A 13,719-nucleotide genomic window follows, 5' to 3' on the forward strand; every position below is an offset into this window, starting at 1 on the left:
AAGAACGGATGGCGCTACAAGAAGAGATCGCAGCGCTCGGACCGTGGTTCCACAACATGCGTATCCGAGGCATCGAGACGTCGCCGGATCACTTTCTCGGTGATTATCCGGCGGTGAAATGGAATACCTTCAAGCATGTAATCCCGGAAGACCTCGCCGGCAGGAGTGTCCTCGACATCGGCTGCAATGCCGGCTTCTATGCGCAAGAAATGAAGCGGCGCAATGCCGGGCGCGTGCTCGGCATCGATTCAGACCCCCATTATCTGCGGCAGGCGGAGTTCGCCGCCGAGCAGGCGGGTGCGGAGATCGAGTTCAGACTTATGTCTGTCTACGAGGTTGCCTCGCTGCGCGAACGGTTCGACCTCGTCTTGTTCATGGGCGTTCTCTATCATCTTCGCCATCCGTTGCTCGCGCTTGATCTTCTTTACGAGCACGTCGTCGGAGAAAGAATGCTCTTCCAGTGCATGCAGCGCGGGACGAAATCTGTGGCGCAGCTCGACACCAACTACGATTTCAAGGAATGGGGGATTTTCGACCGTCCGGACTATCCGAAACTGTTCTTCGTCGAACATCGCTTCGCGGACGATCCGACCAACTGGTTCATTCCGAACCGGGCCTGCGTCGAGGCTATGCTCAGGAGTTCCGGTTTCCTCATCGAGGCTAATCCCGAACGGGAAGTCTATTTGGTCCGGCGCGGCGAGCGGCCCTACATGGACGAGCCGACATTGCGGGTGATTGGAGGCGCGGTACACCCTTAGCGATCAGCCGAAGCGACGAAGCTGCTCTGCTTCCTGTTCAAGCAGGTCCGCCACTTCCTCAAGCGTCATGTGCGTCGCGCAGAGATGGATCGCGCATTCGAGAAATCGCAAGGACGACCGGCGCAGATAGAGGGCCTGCTCCGACGCGCTCAGTTCGGAAAGCGGGTCTCTGGGATCGGGGCGATGATCGGACATTTGGGTCTCCTTTCGATCCCCGTTTTCGTAAACGGTCGGCTCAAGACAGACCCGCGCCCGCTACATAGACCAAAGCGCCGATCACGATCGCAAGGACGGCAAGCGGCAACGCTATCGTCAGCCACTGCAGCGACGAGCTCGCCTTTTCTCCCTCGGAGAGCGGCCGCATCGCATCAGCATATTCCGTCGACGTGTCGACCGCGGCCCCACGAAGTTGGTCATTGCGCGCGTCTTGCGCAGCCTCCGTGCTCACGGGGGCTCCCCCCGCTTCGTCGTCCGTCTCTAGCGGCGCTGCTGCCGGATCGAAGCCGCGCGTCTTGTCTCCCGTGCGTCCATGCTGGACGTCGCCGCGCACCTGGGCGGGGTTCGTTCGAGGCCGTCTGGACATGATCGCTCCTGTTCGAGCGGACAACCGGATTCTCCGCCGTTTGTTCCGCTGGCGAAGCCGAGAGTCGCCGGCTCGAACCTGGCGGAAATTTCAGCGGCACCTCGAGATCTGCGAAAGCGGCATCGTCAGCAGAAAGCATGCGGGATCAATCAATCACCTGGGCAAACCCTCGCGCGGCTTTCCTTCAGGCGAATGTTCGTACAGCTCCTCTATCTTCCGCTTTTGCGCTTCCTTTTCGGCAGGCCGCAGCGGCCTCTGCCTCATTATCGCATAGGCGACGGCCGCGCCGAGCGCAAACGCTCCGCCTGCGGTCGCCAGCAGCCATAGGTAATCCATCAGCATGATCTTCTGCCCTCCTAAATAGTGCCGCCGCGGCGCATTCCATTAGTCGTTCCGCGGGGTCTTGGCCTCGCCAAAACGAACCTCTTCGCGCTCGGGGTTCTCGGGGATGACTTCCTCTTCCTCGTCGCTCGGAAGGGCTTCATCCGTCCCGACATTGGCTTCGTCGCGACTCCGGACCGGAGGAACCCGCCCCTGGTCCACGGGCTCCGCTTCCTCAGGATTTCGCGCGCTTTCGGGCAATTTCTCTTCCACTGGAGGATGGGGCGCGTCGTCAGCGGCAGGACCGGACTTTGCTCGCCCGAACTGTTTGGCGCTGTTCGTTGTCATCAGCTTTCTCCCTTCAGACAGGGGAAAGCGGAGGTCCGCCGTTTGTTCCGACTTCAAGCAAGGTGGGGCCGCACGCAGGCCATCTGCTTCAACATCAGCAGGAACAAAAGAGCCGGCCTGTGGTTTGAGGACGCGATTTCTAGCCATCGACTTCTCCCTATCCGGATCGGAGGTTCATCCAACCTTGGCCTCATAAAAAGTTCCGCCCAGCTGCCAGGCGGATCTCGCGGCACGGAACAATTCCAACCTCTGGCGATTGAGACACCGGCAGTGCAGGACCACGGGGTATCGCAGGATGCAGGAAGAACTGAAAATATATCGGCTGTCGCCGCTCGCCGGGCCCGATGACCCGAACTGGCAAAATGCCACATATCAAGGCGAGGTGCTCGTGGCCGCAAGATCAAGCGGCGACGCGCGCGTCGTTGCCGCCGAGGCGGAACTCGACTTCCTCGAGATCGACGCGAAACCGGCGGAGGGGGTCACGACGGAAATGGCGAGCGCCTTCCGCAACGACAAGCTCTACAGCGTGATAGAGGAGGGGCCGGCGCCTGCGGGACTGAAGCGGGGCGTAGTCGGCGGTACAGTCCGCGTCGACAATATCGTATCGACGCAGCTCTAGTCTCGGTCGTTTTTACAAGCCGAACGGGAACGTCTCTGGTACGCCCTCGTCGATGCTGTCCGGGCCGAGCGGCTTCACAGGCGTCGTCTCGTCAAACCAGACGAAGGCATCGAACTGCCGGGGCAGCGACGCGTAGGCATAGTGGCTTAGGCGTTCCGTTTCCGGCCGATAGATCACCCCGATGAAACGCTCGAGCTTCGGCCCCAGAAGGCGCTGGCGAAGTACCCGGTCGCGTGAAAAATCGAGAAGGAAGCGTCCGACTTGTGACTCGTGGAACAGTCGCTCGTAGCTCGCATCGAGCGATGGGCGGATGGGCTTCACCTCCATCTCGCTTCCCCAGTTGCTCGCGGCTGCAACCTTGCCACCATGGGTGCCGAAGCCTATCAGCGCCGTCTCGTCGGGAAATCGCTGGCGACACAGCTGCCCGATATTCAACTCATCGCGCGCCATGCCCATGTCGGTGTGGCGCCCGTCACCTATGTGCGAATTGTGAGCCCAGACGACCGCCTTGGCGTCCGGTCCGCGGGTCCGCAGGACATGCTCGAGTGTCTCGAACATGTGGGTGTCGCGCATGTTCCAAGACTCGGGACCGGCATAATACATGATGCGATAATATCGCTCGGCCGAGGCGATCAGGCGCGCATTCTGCGCCGCGTCGAGAAGCTCGTCTCCGGCCGCACGCCCGGCCTGCAATTGCTGCTCCAGCAGGTCCTGACACTGGCTGACGACCGCCTTCTCGCAATCACGGAAGCCCTGCGACAGCGTCGCGCGACCGTAGGTCGAGGGCTCGTTCTGCCAAGGTGTCAAGCACCCGTAGCGCTCGCGCGCAACCGCTGCCGCCTCCGGGTCAGTGCTGTCGAGATATTCGAGAACCGCCGCGATCGAACCGCGCATGTTATAGATGTCCAGTCCATAGAACCCGGTGCGGTCTGCCTCGGCCTTTCGTTGATTGTGGCCACGCAGCCACTCGACGAACTCGACGACTTCCCGATTTCGCCACATCCAGGCCGGGAAGCGCTCGAATGCGGTCTGTAGCCCGGCGGGTTGGCGCTGCCGCACATAGCGGTCGACAGCTGCCGCATCGGGCCAGTCGGCTTCGACGGCAACGATCGTGAAGCTGTGCGCCTCGATCAGCCGGCGGGTAATGGCCGCGCGGGCCCGATAGAATTCGGAAGTGCCGTGCGTGGCTTCGCCCAGAAGCACCAGGCGGCGGTCTGCGAAGCGGTCAAACAGGCAGCCGAAAGCCGGATCGTCGAAATCGGGCAGGGGCTCGGCGGCGTCGGCAATCAGTTCCGGGAGGGACATGGCGGACCGCGCCTTGGCATGCAAAACCGTCCGGTCCCTTGTCCACCCCTGCTCGCCGACGAGCGGTACGAAGCGAACGCCGCCGAGATCCTGTTCCTCGAACCGAGTGGCATTGACGCGCGTGATCTTCATCAGGCGCTGTTCTTCGGCCGAGCCGACCGGAATGATCAGGTGACCGCCAAGATCAAGCTGCTCTTTCAGATCATACGGCACGCCCGGTCCACCGGCCGTCACGAGGATGGCGTCGAAGGGCCCGGCCTCTGGCCAGCCCGCCGTGCCGTCGCCGATGCGCAAATCGATGTTGTCGTAACCAAGATCTGAAAACCGCTTCTGTGCCACCTTCGCCAATTCGGCATGCCGCTCAATGGTATAGACGTGCGCTGCGATCCGGCTGAGTACTGCCGCCGCATAGCCGGAGCCAGTTCCAATTTCGAGAACGATGTCGCCCGGCTGAAGCTCGGCGCGCTCGATCATCAACGCAACGATGTAGGGCTGTGAAATAGTCTGGCCGTGACCGATCGCGAGTGCAGAATCCTCGTAGGCGAACTCCTCGAAGCCGGGGTCTACAAAAGCCTCCCGCGGGACGGTTCGCATCGCTTCGAGAACATCGGGATCGCTGATCCCGCGGCGAGAGAGGTGAGACGCGATCATCCTGTCCCTGGCGCGCGAAAAGTCGACCATGTCGAACGGCCTCCTCTCTCCGGTTGGGTGTTCTTGAAGGAGCCCGGGCTCCAGTGGCACGGGGTTGCCGCTCCGGAACTACGAAGGGGCTGCATTGTTCCCGTTCGGCGCGCCTAAGGGACGGAAAGGAGATGGAACCTGCCCCTGTCCCTGACGTTGTTTCAACGAGAACCGCGAGGAGGGCGAAATGGCCACGCGAAAAGAACCGCAAAGTTCCAAAACGAAGGAGCCGCGAAAATCCACAATTCCCATGGGAAACCACGTCGAGAGCGACAGTGATTTGCATCCAAGATCCAAGGCACCGCCGCTAGAACCGGAGGAGTTGATGAAGCAACGAGCGGCGCGCGAGGTGGCACGCGCAAAGAGAGATCAATCCCTCGTCGACACCGACCTGGAGGACGCGGACCAGCGTTTCCCTCTGCCGAACATGAAAGAGCAGAAATGACGCGAGCAACGCGAGGAGAAGAGTCATGAAGAAAAAACCAAAACCCGGAGCGCCGGGCACGACGGAACAATGGCCGAGATGGGAGGGGCCGAAAGAAACACGGCCCCGAGGATACCTGCCCGCCAAAGACGATCCAGAAAAGGACAGGGACGCTGTAGGCGAAAATCTGAAGGATCCCCACCGGGGCAAAGTGAGCGACGCTCTCAAGCAAAAAGGCGATTGAGGAAAGGTCCGTTTCCCGCCGATGCCGTCGATTTCATCAGGGGCATGGGCAAGCAAATCGTCGCCGAATTGCGGAACCGAGCGGCGCAGCGGCGGTTTGGGTGTGGAGTGGATCCAACCTTGAAAGGAGAGAAGGAATGGCTAGCAGGAAGGAATGGAGGCGCAACGATCCCGCAGGGCGTAGCCGTAGGGACTGGTATGGCGCACCCAATGACGAAGAGAGAGGCAGAGGCCGCCGGTTCGAAGAGACTGGCGCGCGGGGGGCGGAGTGGGAGAACTCGGAGTATTTTCCGGATGCCGAGCCGGGTCGAGCCGGCCCCTACCGCAGATGGGGCGACGACTATGAGCGCGGAGACCGGGAGCGCGCCTTCCGCGACTATTACGGGCCCGGCTTCGGCTATCGCGGCGGCTATTACCCGAGCGGCGATTATTACCCCAGTTACGGCTACGCCCGACGCTACCCCTATCGCGACTATGATCGGGATCGGGTCTACGGAGAACGTGGGTTCATGGAACGCGCCAGCGACGAGGTCGCTTCCTGGTTCGGCGATGAGGATGCCGAGCGCAGGCGCAGGATGGACGAATATCGTGGTAAGGGACCCAAGGGTTATACCCGTTCCGACAGCCGCATCCAGGAAGATGTCAGCGATCGGCTGAGCGATGATGGGGCGCTCGACGCATCGGATATCGAGGTGTCGGTGTCCAATGGCGAGGTGCAACTCAGTGGCTTCGTCGATTCGAAATGGGCAAAGCGCAGAGCAGAGGACTGCGCCGAGGACGTCTCCGGCGTAACCAATGTTCAGAACAATATCCGCGTTCGGGCAGAGAGCTCATCCGGATGGAGTAGCACTGCAAGCGAGACCTAAGCAAATATTTGCGTTGGCCGTCCCGCCCCGCTTGGCTATATCCGACGGGCGCCTTCATTGGCGCCGGTCGCGCTGTTCCCGGGAACGACTTGCGCGGGAGAGGAAGGCCAGCATGCGTGCCTCCTCCGCACGCAGTTCCGGCATCGCCCGGCTGCGCGCCTGCAATGGCCTGGCCGAGGAAGCGGAACCGTTGCCGGCCAAGGCGATGATGTCCGGATGGATGTAGCTCTTGCGGCAGATCGCGGGCGTATTGCAAAGGACGGCAGCCGCAGCCTCGCTCATCTCTTTTACCGTCGGCCGCCGATTTTCCTCCTCCATCGCCGCCCGTGCCGCCGCGAAGGCCGCCACGCTGCCTGCCCAGGTGCGGAACGTCTTCGCTGACACTGCGAAGCCGGCGACCTCCGCCAGGTAGCGGTTGAGACGACCGGAGTCTACCGCCCGCACTGTGTGACTCTCGTCCTTCCACACGAACAGCTGGCGACCAGGCAAATCTGCAATCTCCTCGAGCAGCCGCTGCAGTTTGGGCCGGCGCAGCCGCCGCCTCACGCGCTTGCCACCCTTTGCGATGAAATTCAATTCGATGTACTCGCTCCGAAGCTTGACGTGCCGCTTTAGTAGCGTCGTCGCGCCATAGGTCCCGTTTTCTTCGACATAGGTGCGGTTGCCCGTTCGCAAATGCGCTTCGTCGAGCAGTGCCACCATGGCTGCCAGCACGGTCCTGATGCTTTCCGACTGACCGTCCATGTGACGCCGTACCGTCCGCCTTATTCGGGGTAGTGCCTTCCCGAAGGGGATCAGTTGCGCGAACTTGTTGGCACTTCTCAGTGTTTGCCAAGCTTGGTGGTAGCGATATTGCTTGCGTCCGCGTGCATCGTAGCCGGTCGCTTGCAGGTAACCGTTGTCATCAAGACATATCCAGACATTCTCGTAGGCTGGCGGCAAGCCCAGGGATGCGACCCTGGCCTTTGTTGCAGGGTCGGACACGATCGAACCATCTGGCATTCTATAGACAAAGCCCTTGCCGCAGCGTCGCCTGGTGATGCCCGGCTCGCAATCGCTGACGAAAACGAGATCTGCTGCGGACAGCCCCTGCCGATTCGGAACGAGCGGCTTCCCGGCTGGGCTGGGCCGCCGATCTCTGCTCTTCTTCGGCCTTACATCGAGTTGCAATTGCATCCGCTTTGTCTTTCTTACGCGCCTTAGTCCGTATCGCAAATAACGCCGTGCTGCCCCATCAGGTCCCTCGGCAGGCACCGAAATTGCTGGCGCCGCCACGCAAGCGCAGGTCCAACCGGCGCTGAGGCAAGGGGGAACATATTCAGACGCAGGTTGTTCCTCCGGCACTGGCTGGAGACGGGAGAGCTGCGATGAGAAAATCTCTGAAGGACGCTGTGGTCGTCATCACAGGTGCCTCCTCTGGTGTCGGACAGGCAACGGCCGAGGAATTCGCACGTCGCGGGTCGAACCTGGTGCTTGCCGCGCGCGACGCGGCGGCACTACAAAGTGTGGCCAAGGCCTGTCGCGCACTCGGCGCGGAGGTTTTGGTTGCGCCGACCGATGTCACCGATGCCGAGGCCGTCAAAGAACTCGCGAGAAAGGCGATGAGCTTCGGCAGGATCGATATCTGGTTCAGCAATGTCGGTGTCGGTGCGGTCGGGCGATTTGAAGACACACCGATCGAAGCGCATGAGCGCGTCGTGCGCACGAACCTCATCGGCCACTTCAACGATGCACATGCGGTCATACCGATTTTCCTGAAGCAGGGCCACGGCACCTTCATCAACATGATTTCGATCGGTGGCTTCGCCTCGACGCCGTTTGCGACCGCCTATAGCGCCAGCAAGTTCGGTTTGAGGGGCTTTTCCGAAGCGCTGCGAGCCGAACTCGCCGATCAACCGGATATCCACGTCTGTGACGTCTACCCCACGTTCCTGGACACGCCTGGCGTCGCACACGGTGCGAACTACACCGGACGCCGGTTGACTGTGCCTCCTCTCGTCTACGATGCGCGCCGTGTTGCGCGTGCCGTCGTGCGTCTTGCTCAGCGTCCCCGTCCCTCCGTCACCGTTGGCATAATTGCCGATCTGACGCGCTTGGCGCATTTTCTTGCCCCCAACACGACGTCGCGGCTGATCGCCCGCCTGACGGCGATATATCTGAGAACGGCGCCGCGGGCGGAGAAAAGCAACGGTAACCTGTTCCGTCCTCCTGCGCAGCCGGGTGGTGTCGACGGAGGGTGGCGATCGAAGCGCCGGGTGCCGGTTGCTGCCATCGCTGTCGCCGCAGTCGCGGGCTTGGCGCTTGCGGTCGCGATCCGAAGCGTGCCGCGTAGATCGTATCGGGACAGATGGTACTGAGCGGTCCGCGCGGAAGGCCGTTTCACAGAGGGCGTAAACGGCTATTCTCAAGGGTCAATGGAGCGTTCTGGACTTGTCGCGCAGGGCTGCTTCGGGCTCCTGAGCGATGTTGCGACTACAGGCCGTAGCAAGAACGTATTGTTCGACCAGTTCCATCAGCGCCAAAGCGATCTCCTCCCACGACCACCCGGCGCTTTCCGCCCACTTGGTCAAGGATTCAAACTCGTAATTCAGTGCCCGTTCGCATTCGCGCTGGCGCTCAACTCTTTCTTCAAGAGCATCTGATGTGATCTTGGTCATGACAAAGCAACTCCGGAACGAGGCGAAGGTTCCGGTGTAAAATTGTCAATATCATCAAGAATAATCTTTAAGGGAGAGGCATCGACTTTCGTCGGTCGGCGGGACCCCGGCGATGCCGCCGGGGCGTCTCGTGATTAAGTTTTTCAGGGATCTCAGCCCTGTTGAGCAGCCAGGTCACTAAGACTGGCGACCATACCAATCGTCGATATCCTGCCGTACTCGGTCTTTCTCCAATCCATACCGCTCCTGGATCTTACCCTCGAGTTGCTGGCGGTTACCGTCAATTTCGTCAAGGTCATCGTCGGTGAGGCGTCCCCACTGCTCCTTCACCTTTCCCTTGAATTGCTTCCAATTTCCTTCGATCCGATTCCAGTCCATGGAATTACTCCTTCGATAGGTTTGCCCACCGAAATAATGCATGGAGACAGCTTTGGTTCGGCATGGGAAAAGGGAATTTTTCCGAGTCCCCCGTGAAAACGCGTTGCGGCAGTTTGCCAGCCGCGCAAAGCCGGCGCACAACAGCTGCGCTCAAGGTGTACCGGAACCATGACCGCCCATGGCCGTTTAGCTGTGGAGCGTATCATGGAGGACATAGAATGCATTTAGTTGGTGTACAGGTCATTCCGGAACAAGGTGGTCGAGCCGGCTTCACCGTCGAATTCGTCGGGGAAAATGGGGAGATCGTGTCCGTTTGCCTCCCGAACGACGCCTCGTGCAGTCTCAACCGGCTGAACGCTGCAGAGAGAGCAAAAGAACTTTTCGTTGAGCTGGCTAATGCGGATGTCGAGGCCCTTGATGACGGCGGGGGAAAGGCGCAGCCGCGTGCCCGGCGCAGTGCCCGTTCGACAAAGGACGCCGACGAGCTGGAAAAGCAACTGCAGGAAGGGCTGGAGGACAGCTTCCCGGCCAGTGATCCGCCTTCGATTACCACTTCCACCGTCCCTACCGATCGCGTGCGGCGGCGGGAGTAGTGGCTGCTATTTCCGACGTTCTCTGAGGGTTTGGAGAATATCCGGCCTCTCAGGAACCAAAATGCTACACAGGCATTTTCCCTCGCGTTACCGAAAAATTTCTCTCGGGCAGAAGGACAATAGTCGATATGCCTGCCATTATCAGCGAAGCGCGTCAGCGGTCATCACCAGTAGAAGAACAGGTCGTTGATCTGATACCGGCATTGCGAGCATTCGCGCGGACGTTCACATCGGCGTCCTATGAAGCGGATGATCTTGTACAGGAAACCTTGCTGCGGGCACTGCGGAGCATCGACCAATTCGAGCCTGGTACGAGTCTCAAGTCTTGGCTTTTCACGATTATGCGGAATGTGTTCCGCACGCAATACAAGCTTCGAAAGCGGGAAGGTCCCGGAGCGACCGATTCCGCGGAGCTATCCATTCCCGCGGGGCCCGCCCAGGAATGGTCGGTCCTCAATGGCGAGCTTCGCCAGGCCCTAGGATTGCTGACGCCGGAGCATCGCGAGGTCCTTGTCCTGGTGGCCGGATTCGGGATGAGCTACAAGGAAGCCGCCGACATCTGCGATTGTGCGATCGGAACGATTAAGAGCCGTCTCAATCGGGCGCGGGAAGAACTGGTAACCACGATGAACGGCAATCCCCTGAACTGATGGCAGATCTAAACGCACAAATTACTTCGTCCGCGCGTTAAGGGCCTTCTGCAACCGTTGGGCCAACTCCAGAAGCCGCTCCGGCACAGCCTCCCTTTGGATTTCTTCCATCAACAGCGTGATCTGCTCGTCGATGGCCCTGTCTCCAACCGCTGGGACTTTCGTTCCACTCATCCGCATTTCCTTATCCATGGCAGGACCAGATAAAATATCATTGATCGGCCTCTGTAAATTCCAAAAAGGCCGATAAATGAGCGCGGTCTCGTATGGTTCAGGATTTCGAAGCGTGTTGCGGTTTGCCTTTGCGCTTCGTCGAAGCGAGTTTCTCGAGCTCCTTTTCCGACATAGATTCAACCATTTCCTTCGAAGCGCCCTTGAGTTCGCTTTTCTTTTTTTCGCCACGCTTGGCGGCAAGGGCAGCGCCGGCAGCCATTTGTTGCGCCTTCGATTTCGCAGGCATTGCTCTTCTCCTTTGCATGCTGCGGGAGCGGCAATGGAACCGGCCAACAGTGATTATGTTCCGCACAATTTGTTGGGGTGATGGATTAAATGATTCGCCACCGGGCCCGTGAAGGGGGGCGCCCCGCATGGCGTCAGGGTCGTGAGAGAGTCCGGGCAGCGTCAGCGAAGGAGGCCTTGACCCCCATCTATCCAGACAGGACTTCCCGTAACATGCCGTGCAGCATCGGAGATGAGGAAGTACACCACGTCAGCGACATCTTCCGGCTCTCCCGGCTTGCCACCCGTGAGCGGTATATCGCCCTCCGGCCACTCCACCGGAATCGACGTATCGTCCCGGCCGCGTTGGTTCGTATTGTCGAAAATATTGGTCTCGATGGCGCCGGGACAGACGGCGTTGACGCGAATCCGGTGCTGTCCAAGCTCCAGCGCCAACTGCTTTACCATCGCCACCTGCGCCGCTTTGGTGGCGCTATAGGCGGTGGCGCCCGGCGTCGTGAAGGTGCGCGTGCCGTTGATCGATGACACGACGACAATCGCCCCAGCACCAGCCGCCTTCAGGTGCGGCACGCAAAAGTGGAGGGTGAGGTAGGTACCGCGAAGATTGGTCTCGATTGTCTCATCCCATTCGTGCGGTTTTAGGTCTTCGATCGGCGCCCAGACGCCGTTGATGCCGGCATTGGCCACGACAATATCGAGGCGACCGAACTTTCCCACCAGTTTCTCGACGGCCTCGCGCATTTGGGCCTCATGCCGGACGTCGGCATCAAGAGCGAGTGCGTCGCCGCCGAATTGCTGGATCTTGCCAACGGTCACCGCAGTCTCCTCCGGTGTCCGGCCGAGGGCGGCAACGGCTATGGCTTCCCGGGCGAGCCGCAGGGCGATCGCTTTGCCGATTCCGGACCCCGCGCCCGTGACCAGCGCGACACGTTTCGATGACGGCGCTTTCACCGGAAATTCCTTCTCCGATCGTCTCTGCGTCCGCGCCGCCGACTATTGATGAAGCCGATGCCCGCACGGGTTATCATGCGTCCTCCCGGGGCCAGCGGCTGACGCGGAAACCAGCTTCATTGGCCGCTTCCAAAAAGGCCTCCAGGGCTGCGTCCGGGGAGCCGTCGCCCATCAGTGCGGCCTCGCAATCAGACATGGCGGCCTGCCGAGCCGGCCCCGCTGACCGCCAATGGTTTTTGAGGCAGAGCAGCGCGTCGCGCGTGCTCTGCACACGCAGTACGCGTTCGTCCGCCTCCAGGATCACCGGCTCGTCCCACTGCCGGTCAACATTCAACCCAACCATCCCTGTGTCCCCGCTGCATTGCGTGTCTGGTCGGCGACTGACGCCAGTACGAACGCGCCGAAGTCCGGATAAACTCTTGCGATATCTGCCAGCGCCAGGACGCCAATTGCACGGCGGTCGTCATTCACGACCACGAGCCGCCGAGACCGGCTGCTCGCCATCTTCTCCGCCGCGGAAAGCACGCTGTCTCCAGGGGAGCATGTCTCCGGCGATACCACCATGAATTCGCGAACCGCTGCAGTAGTGGAGAGGCCTTGGGCAAGAACGGAGGTAACGATGTCCCTGTCGGAGATCACGCCAAGCACCGCCCCGACAGGCGGGAATTCGACGGGTAGAAAACCGACCCCGGTCTCCTCCATAAGCCGAGCCGCGGACTGAGCCGAGTCGTCCGGCGAAATCGTGTAGACGGTTGGCGTCATAATTGATGCCACGGTAGTCTGCCCCTCACTCTCGGCCATCGCCCAAACTCCTGCCGTCGATCGACGCTGGCACTCGGACCTCATCAAGGGGGGACGTCGGTAGAGGGAGATCCACCTTTTGCGGCACAAGCACCTGCGGCTCCTGCGCGTTCTTGCGAGCGCGTCTAGATTCCGGCGAGTCCGGCTGGGTCACGCGAGGTTTATTGCGCCTGAGCTTGCGTCGCATCATCGCTGCGGCCTCCTTTGCGGTTGCGATCAGTCCAGTTAGCCCAACGTGCCGACGAGCCATTAGGTTCCACCCGCCGCCGAATTTCGGCGGCGTCGCGTACTCTTCCGTACGGGTCCGCTCGTGAGCGGCGGCTGAAAGGGTTCCAGCCGCCGCTCGCCCCAGGCTTCACCGGATCACTGGTTGTGAGCGCCTCCCGGCTCTGTCACGCCCTGGAGGCCCACTCCTGCGACCGAGGGATCTGATCGGGCAGCGTCGGCAAGCGACACGACCCCGACCAGGCGTTTGGCCCGGTTGACCACCGGCAGGCGTCGTACCTGCTGATCGCCCATGTTGTGGGCCACATCGGAGAGCTCCTCGTCGTCGAAGCAGTACTTGACGTCGGTGGTCATGACATCGGAAACGCGTGTACTGCCGTCGCGGCCATCGGCCACACAGCGGACCACGATATCGCGATCCGTAATCATCCCAACCAGCCGATCATGGTCGCCAACCGGCAGGAAGCCGATGTCGTTATCGGCCATGTGCCGTGCAACCGCTGCGATCGTATCGTCCGGGTTTACCACATGGACATTCTTCGTCATGACATCTGCAACGCGCATGGTTTATACTCCTTACTGGCATTAGGCCTTATTGGCATCCGGGGTTTTTTCGCCTCCAAGGGAGGCGGGGGCTGCCGGTGCATTCAGCGCGCCGGTGGTGCCTTCCGTTTCTTCCATCGGATCGGGCCCGTTGCCGCGGGCCATTTCGCGGCTGGCCTGCTCCCAGTGTCGCTTGTCCTGACCATCCGGACGACCTTCGTTCTCCCAAATTGCATAGGCGCGCCGACGGATGAGTTCTTCTCTGTCATCCATTGCCGATCTCCCGTCCAAGAATCGATGCCAATTGCCAACGG

At 60.8% G+C, this 13,719-nt stretch carries 22 protein-coding genes; 8 read left to right on the forward strand and 14 right to left on the reverse strand.

What is annotated here, in order from left to right:
* Positions 1 to 8: 8 nt before the first annotated feature.
* A complete protein-coding gene (locus tag SJ05684_RS22345; protein WP_374188718.1) occupies positions 9 to 758 on the forward strand; it encodes a TIGR04290 family methyltransferase in 750 nt (249 codons plus the stop codon).
* Positions 759 to 761: 3 nt separating this feature from the next.
* Here the strand turns inward: SJ05684_RS22345 and SJ05684_RS22350 are convergent, their stop codons facing one another.
* The 3 genes from SJ05684_RS22350 to SJ05684_RS30550 all read right to left on the reverse strand — a co-directional run bounded on the left by SJ05684_RS22350 (position 762) and on the right by SJ05684_RS30550 (position 2,157).
* Entirely contained in the window at positions 762 to 953 is a 192-nt protein-coding gene (locus SJ05684_RS22350; protein ID WP_034857769.1) for a hypothetical protein, read from the reverse strand.
* A gap of 40 nt (positions 954 to 993) precedes the next feature.
* Positions 994 to 1,341, reverse strand: coding sequence for a hypothetical protein (locus SJ05684_RS22355; RefSeq protein WP_034857768.1), 348 nt, complete (start codon positions 1,339 to 1,341; stop codon positions 994 to 996).
* A 384-nt stretch (positions 1,342 to 1,725) separates the two neighbouring features.
* Positions 1,726 to 2,157, reverse strand: coding sequence for a hypothetical protein (locus SJ05684_RS30550; protein WP_244426695.1), 432 nt, complete (start codon positions 2,155 to 2,157; stop codon positions 1,726 to 1,728).
* Positions 2,158 to 2,305: 148 nt separating this feature from the next.
* Here SJ05684_RS30550 and SJ05684_RS22370 point away from each other — a divergent pair, with 148 nt between their 5' ends.
* Positions 2,306 to 2,629, forward strand: coding sequence for a hypothetical protein (locus SJ05684_RS22370; RefSeq protein WP_034857762.1), 324 nt, complete (start codon positions 2,306 to 2,308; stop codon positions 2,627 to 2,629).
* A 12-nt stretch (positions 2,630 to 2,641) separates the two neighbouring features.
* On the opposite strand, the gene SJ05684_RS22375 is transcribed toward SJ05684_RS22370, so the two are convergent.
* The gene (locus SJ05684_RS22375; RefSeq protein ID WP_034857761.1) at positions 2,642 to 4,615 is read right to left on the reverse strand and encodes a protein-L-isoaspartate(D-aspartate) O-methyltransferase; all 1,974 of its coding nucleotides are present in this window, start codon (positions 4,613 to 4,615) and stop codon (positions 2,642 to 2,644) included.
* A 187-nt stretch (positions 4,616 to 4,802) separates the two neighbouring features.
* On the opposite strand from SJ05684_RS22375, the gene SJ05684_RS22380 reads away from it, so the two are divergent.
* The 3 genes from SJ05684_RS22380 to SJ05684_RS22390 all read left to right on the forward strand — a co-directional run bounded on the left by SJ05684_RS22380 (position 4,803) and on the right by SJ05684_RS22390 (position 6,148).
* Complete coding sequence (locus SJ05684_RS22380; RefSeq protein ID WP_034857759.1) at positions 4,803 to 5,060, forward strand: hypothetical protein; 258 nt, start codon at positions 4,803 to 4,805, stop codon at positions 5,058 to 5,060.
* Positions 5,061 to 5,085: 25 nt separating this feature from the next.
* Complete coding sequence (locus tag SJ05684_RS22385) at positions 5,086 to 5,283, forward strand: hypothetical protein (protein ID WP_083846235.1); 198 nt, start codon at positions 5,086 to 5,088, stop codon at positions 5,281 to 5,283.
* Positions 5,284 to 5,419: 136 nt separating this feature from the next.
* Complete coding sequence (locus SJ05684_RS22390) at positions 5,420 to 6,148, forward strand: BON domain-containing protein (protein WP_034857758.1); 729 nt, start codon at positions 5,420 to 5,422, stop codon at positions 6,146 to 6,148.
* Between the two features lie 54 nt (positions 6,149 to 6,202).
* Here the strand turns inward: SJ05684_RS22390 and SJ05684_RS22395 are convergent, their stop codons facing one another.
* Complete coding sequence (locus tag SJ05684_RS22395; RefSeq protein ID WP_095694346.1) at positions 6,203 to 7,324, reverse strand: DNA topoisomerase IB; 1,122 nt, start codon at positions 7,322 to 7,324, stop codon at positions 6,203 to 6,205.
* 191 nt (positions 7,325 to 7,515) lie between these two features.
* Here SJ05684_RS22395 and SJ05684_RS22400 point away from each other — a divergent pair, with 191 nt between their 5' ends.
* Positions 7,516 to 8,505 carry an SDR family oxidoreductase gene (locus SJ05684_RS22400; RefSeq protein ID WP_034857753.1) on the forward strand — a complete coding sequence of 330 codons (990 nt, stop codon included), beginning with the start codon at positions 7,516 to 7,518 and terminating at the stop codon, positions 8,503 to 8,505.
* A 54-nt stretch (positions 8,506 to 8,559) separates the two neighbouring features.
* Here SJ05684_RS22400 and SJ05684_RS22405 read toward each other — a convergent pair whose 3' ends face one another.
* Entirely contained in the window at positions 8,560 to 8,805 is a 246-nt protein-coding gene (locus SJ05684_RS22405; RefSeq protein ID WP_034857751.1) for a hypothetical protein, read from the reverse strand.
* Between the two features lie 177 nt (positions 8,806 to 8,982).
* On the reverse strand, positions 8,983 to 9,183 hold the full coding sequence (locus tag SJ05684_RS22410) for a CsbD family protein (RefSeq protein ID WP_034857749.1): 201 nt from the start codon (positions 9,181 to 9,183) through the stop codon (positions 8,983 to 8,985).
* Between the two features lie 218 nt (positions 9,184 to 9,401).
* Between SJ05684_RS22410 and SJ05684_RS22415 the strand changes: the two genes are divergently transcribed.
* Positions 9,402 to 9,776 carry a hypothetical protein gene (locus SJ05684_RS22415; protein ID WP_034857748.1) on the forward strand — a complete coding sequence of 125 codons (375 nt, stop codon included), beginning with the start codon at positions 9,402 to 9,404 and terminating at the stop codon, positions 9,774 to 9,776.
* 128 nt (positions 9,777 to 9,904) lie between these two features.
* Positions 9,905 to 10,426, forward strand: a complete 522-nt coding sequence (locus tag SJ05684_RS22420; RefSeq protein WP_034857745.1) for a sigma-70 family RNA polymerase sigma factor — start codon at positions 9,905 to 9,907, stop codon at positions 10,424 to 10,426.
* 21 nt (positions 10,427 to 10,447) lie between these two features.
* Here the strand turns inward: SJ05684_RS22420 and SJ05684_RS30075 are convergent, their stop codons facing one another.
* From SJ05684_RS30075 to SJ05684_RS22460, 7 genes are all read right to left on the reverse strand, one after another.
* Positions 10,448 to 10,600, reverse strand: coding sequence for a hypothetical protein (locus tag SJ05684_RS30075; RefSeq protein ID WP_172901133.1), 153 nt, complete (start codon positions 10,598 to 10,600; stop codon positions 10,448 to 10,450).
* 97 nt (positions 10,601 to 10,697) lie between these two features.
* On the reverse strand, positions 10,698 to 10,886 hold the full coding sequence (locus tag SJ05684_RS22430; protein ID WP_034857744.1) for a DUF3008 family protein: 189 nt from the start codon (positions 10,884 to 10,886) through the stop codon (positions 10,698 to 10,700).
* 161 nt (positions 10,887 to 11,047) lie between these two features.
* Positions 11,048 to 11,836: an SDR family oxidoreductase gene (locus tag SJ05684_RS22435; protein WP_095694347.1), complete on the reverse strand. Its 789-nt coding sequence runs from the start codon at positions 11,834 to 11,836 to the stop codon at positions 11,048 to 11,050.
* Positions 11,837 to 11,909: 73 nt separating this feature from the next.
* The gene (locus tag SJ05684_RS22440) at positions 11,910 to 12,179 is read right to left on the reverse strand and encodes a DUF982 domain-containing protein (protein ID WP_095694348.1); all 270 of its coding nucleotides are present in this window, start codon (positions 12,177 to 12,179) and stop codon (positions 11,910 to 11,912) included.
* On the reverse strand, positions 12,167 to 12,637 hold the full coding sequence (locus SJ05684_RS22445) for a CBS domain-containing protein (RefSeq protein ID WP_050980135.1): 471 nt from the start codon (positions 12,635 to 12,637) through the stop codon (positions 12,167 to 12,169). The genes SJ05684_RS22440 and SJ05684_RS22445 overlap by 13 nt, the downstream gene beginning before the upstream one ends.
* A gap of 363 nt (positions 12,638 to 13,000) precedes the next feature.
* Positions 13,001 to 13,426, reverse strand: a complete 426-nt coding sequence (locus tag SJ05684_RS22455) for a CBS domain-containing protein (protein ID WP_034857731.1) — start codon at positions 13,424 to 13,426, stop codon at positions 13,001 to 13,003.
* Positions 13,427 to 13,447: 21 nt separating this feature from the next.
* On the reverse strand, positions 13,448 to 13,678 hold the full coding sequence (locus SJ05684_RS22460) for a DUF2934 domain-containing protein (RefSeq protein WP_083846233.1): 231 nt from the start codon (positions 13,676 to 13,678) through the stop codon (positions 13,448 to 13,450).
* Between the last annotated feature and the right edge of the window lie 41 nt (positions 13,679 to 13,719).

This window comes from Sinorhizobium sojae CCBAU 05684, assembly GCF_002288525.1.
Lineage (GTDB): Bacteria > Pseudomonadota > Alphaproteobacteria > Rhizobiales > Rhizobiaceae > Sinorhizobium > Sinorhizobium sojae.

Coding starts and splice junctions, on each gene's coding strand:
- SJ05684_RS22345 (WP_374188718.1), top strand. CDS start 9: ATGGCGCTACAAGAAGAGATCGCAGCGCTCGGACCGTGGTTCCACAAC.
- SJ05684_RS22350 (WP_034857769.1), bottom strand. CDS start 953: ATGTCCGATCATCGCCCCGATCCCAGAGACCCGCTTTCCGAACTGAGC.
- SJ05684_RS22355 (WP_034857768.1), bottom strand. CDS start 1,341: ATGTCCAGACGGCCTCGAACGAACCCCGCCCAGGTGCGCGGCGACGTC.
- SJ05684_RS30550 (WP_244426695.1), bottom strand. CDS start 2,157: ATGGCTAGAAATCGCGTCCTCAAACCACAGGCCGGCTCTTTTGTTCCT.
- SJ05684_RS22370 (WP_034857762.1), top strand. CDS start 2,306: ATGCAGGAAGAACTGAAAATATATCGGCTGTCGCCGCTCGCCGGGCCC.
- SJ05684_RS22375 (WP_034857761.1), bottom strand. CDS start 4,615: ATGGTCGACTTTTCGCGCGCCAGGGACAGGATGATCGCGTCTCACCTC.
- SJ05684_RS22380 (WP_034857759.1), top strand. CDS start 4,803: ATGGCCACGCGAAAAGAACCGCAAAGTTCCAAAACGAAGGAGCCGCGA.
- SJ05684_RS22385 (WP_083846235.1), top strand. CDS start 5,086: ATGAAGAAAAAACCAAAACCCGGAGCGCCGGGCACGACGGAACAATGG.
- SJ05684_RS22390 (WP_034857758.1), top strand. CDS start 5,420: ATGGCTAGCAGGAAGGAATGGAGGCGCAACGATCCCGCAGGGCGTAGC.
- SJ05684_RS22395 (WP_095694346.1), bottom strand. CDS start 7,324: ATGCAATTGCAACTCGATGTAAGGCCGAAGAAGAGCAGAGATCGGCGG.
- SJ05684_RS22400 (WP_034857753.1), top strand. CDS start 7,516: ATGAGAAAATCTCTGAAGGACGCTGTGGTCGTCATCACAGGTGCCTCC.
- SJ05684_RS22405 (WP_034857751.1), bottom strand. CDS start 8,805: ATGACCAAGATCACATCAGATGCTCTTGAAGAAAGAGTTGAGCGCCAG.
- SJ05684_RS22410 (WP_034857749.1), bottom strand. CDS start 9,183: ATGGACTGGAATCGGATCGAAGGAAATTGGAAGCAATTCAAGGGAAAG.
- SJ05684_RS22415 (WP_034857748.1), top strand. CDS start 9,402: ATGCATTTAGTTGGTGTACAGGTCATTCCGGAACAAGGTGGTCGAGCC.
- SJ05684_RS22420 (WP_034857745.1), top strand. CDS start 9,905: ATGCCTGCCATTATCAGCGAAGCGCGTCAGCGGTCATCACCAGTAGAA.
- SJ05684_RS30075 (WP_172901133.1), bottom strand. CDS start 10,600: ATGAGTGGAACGAAAGTCCCAGCGGTTGGAGACAGGGCCATCGACGAG.
- SJ05684_RS22430 (WP_034857744.1), bottom strand. CDS start 10,886: ATGCCTGCGAAATCGAAGGCGCAACAAATGGCTGCCGGCGCTGCCCTT.
- SJ05684_RS22440 (WP_095694348.1), bottom strand. CDS start 12,179: ATGGTTGGGTTGAATGTTGACCGGCAGTGGGACGAGCCGGTGATCCTG.
- SJ05684_RS22445 (WP_050980135.1), bottom strand. CDS start 12,637: ATGGCCGAGAGTGAGGGGCAGACTACCGTGGCATCAATTATGACGCCA.
- SJ05684_RS22455 (WP_034857731.1), bottom strand. CDS start 13,426: ATGCGCGTTGCAGATGTCATGACGAAGAATGTCCATGTGGTAAACCCG.
- SJ05684_RS22460 (WP_083846233.1), bottom strand. CDS start 13,678: ATGGATGACAGAGAAGAACTCATCCGTCGGCGCGCCTATGCAATTTGG.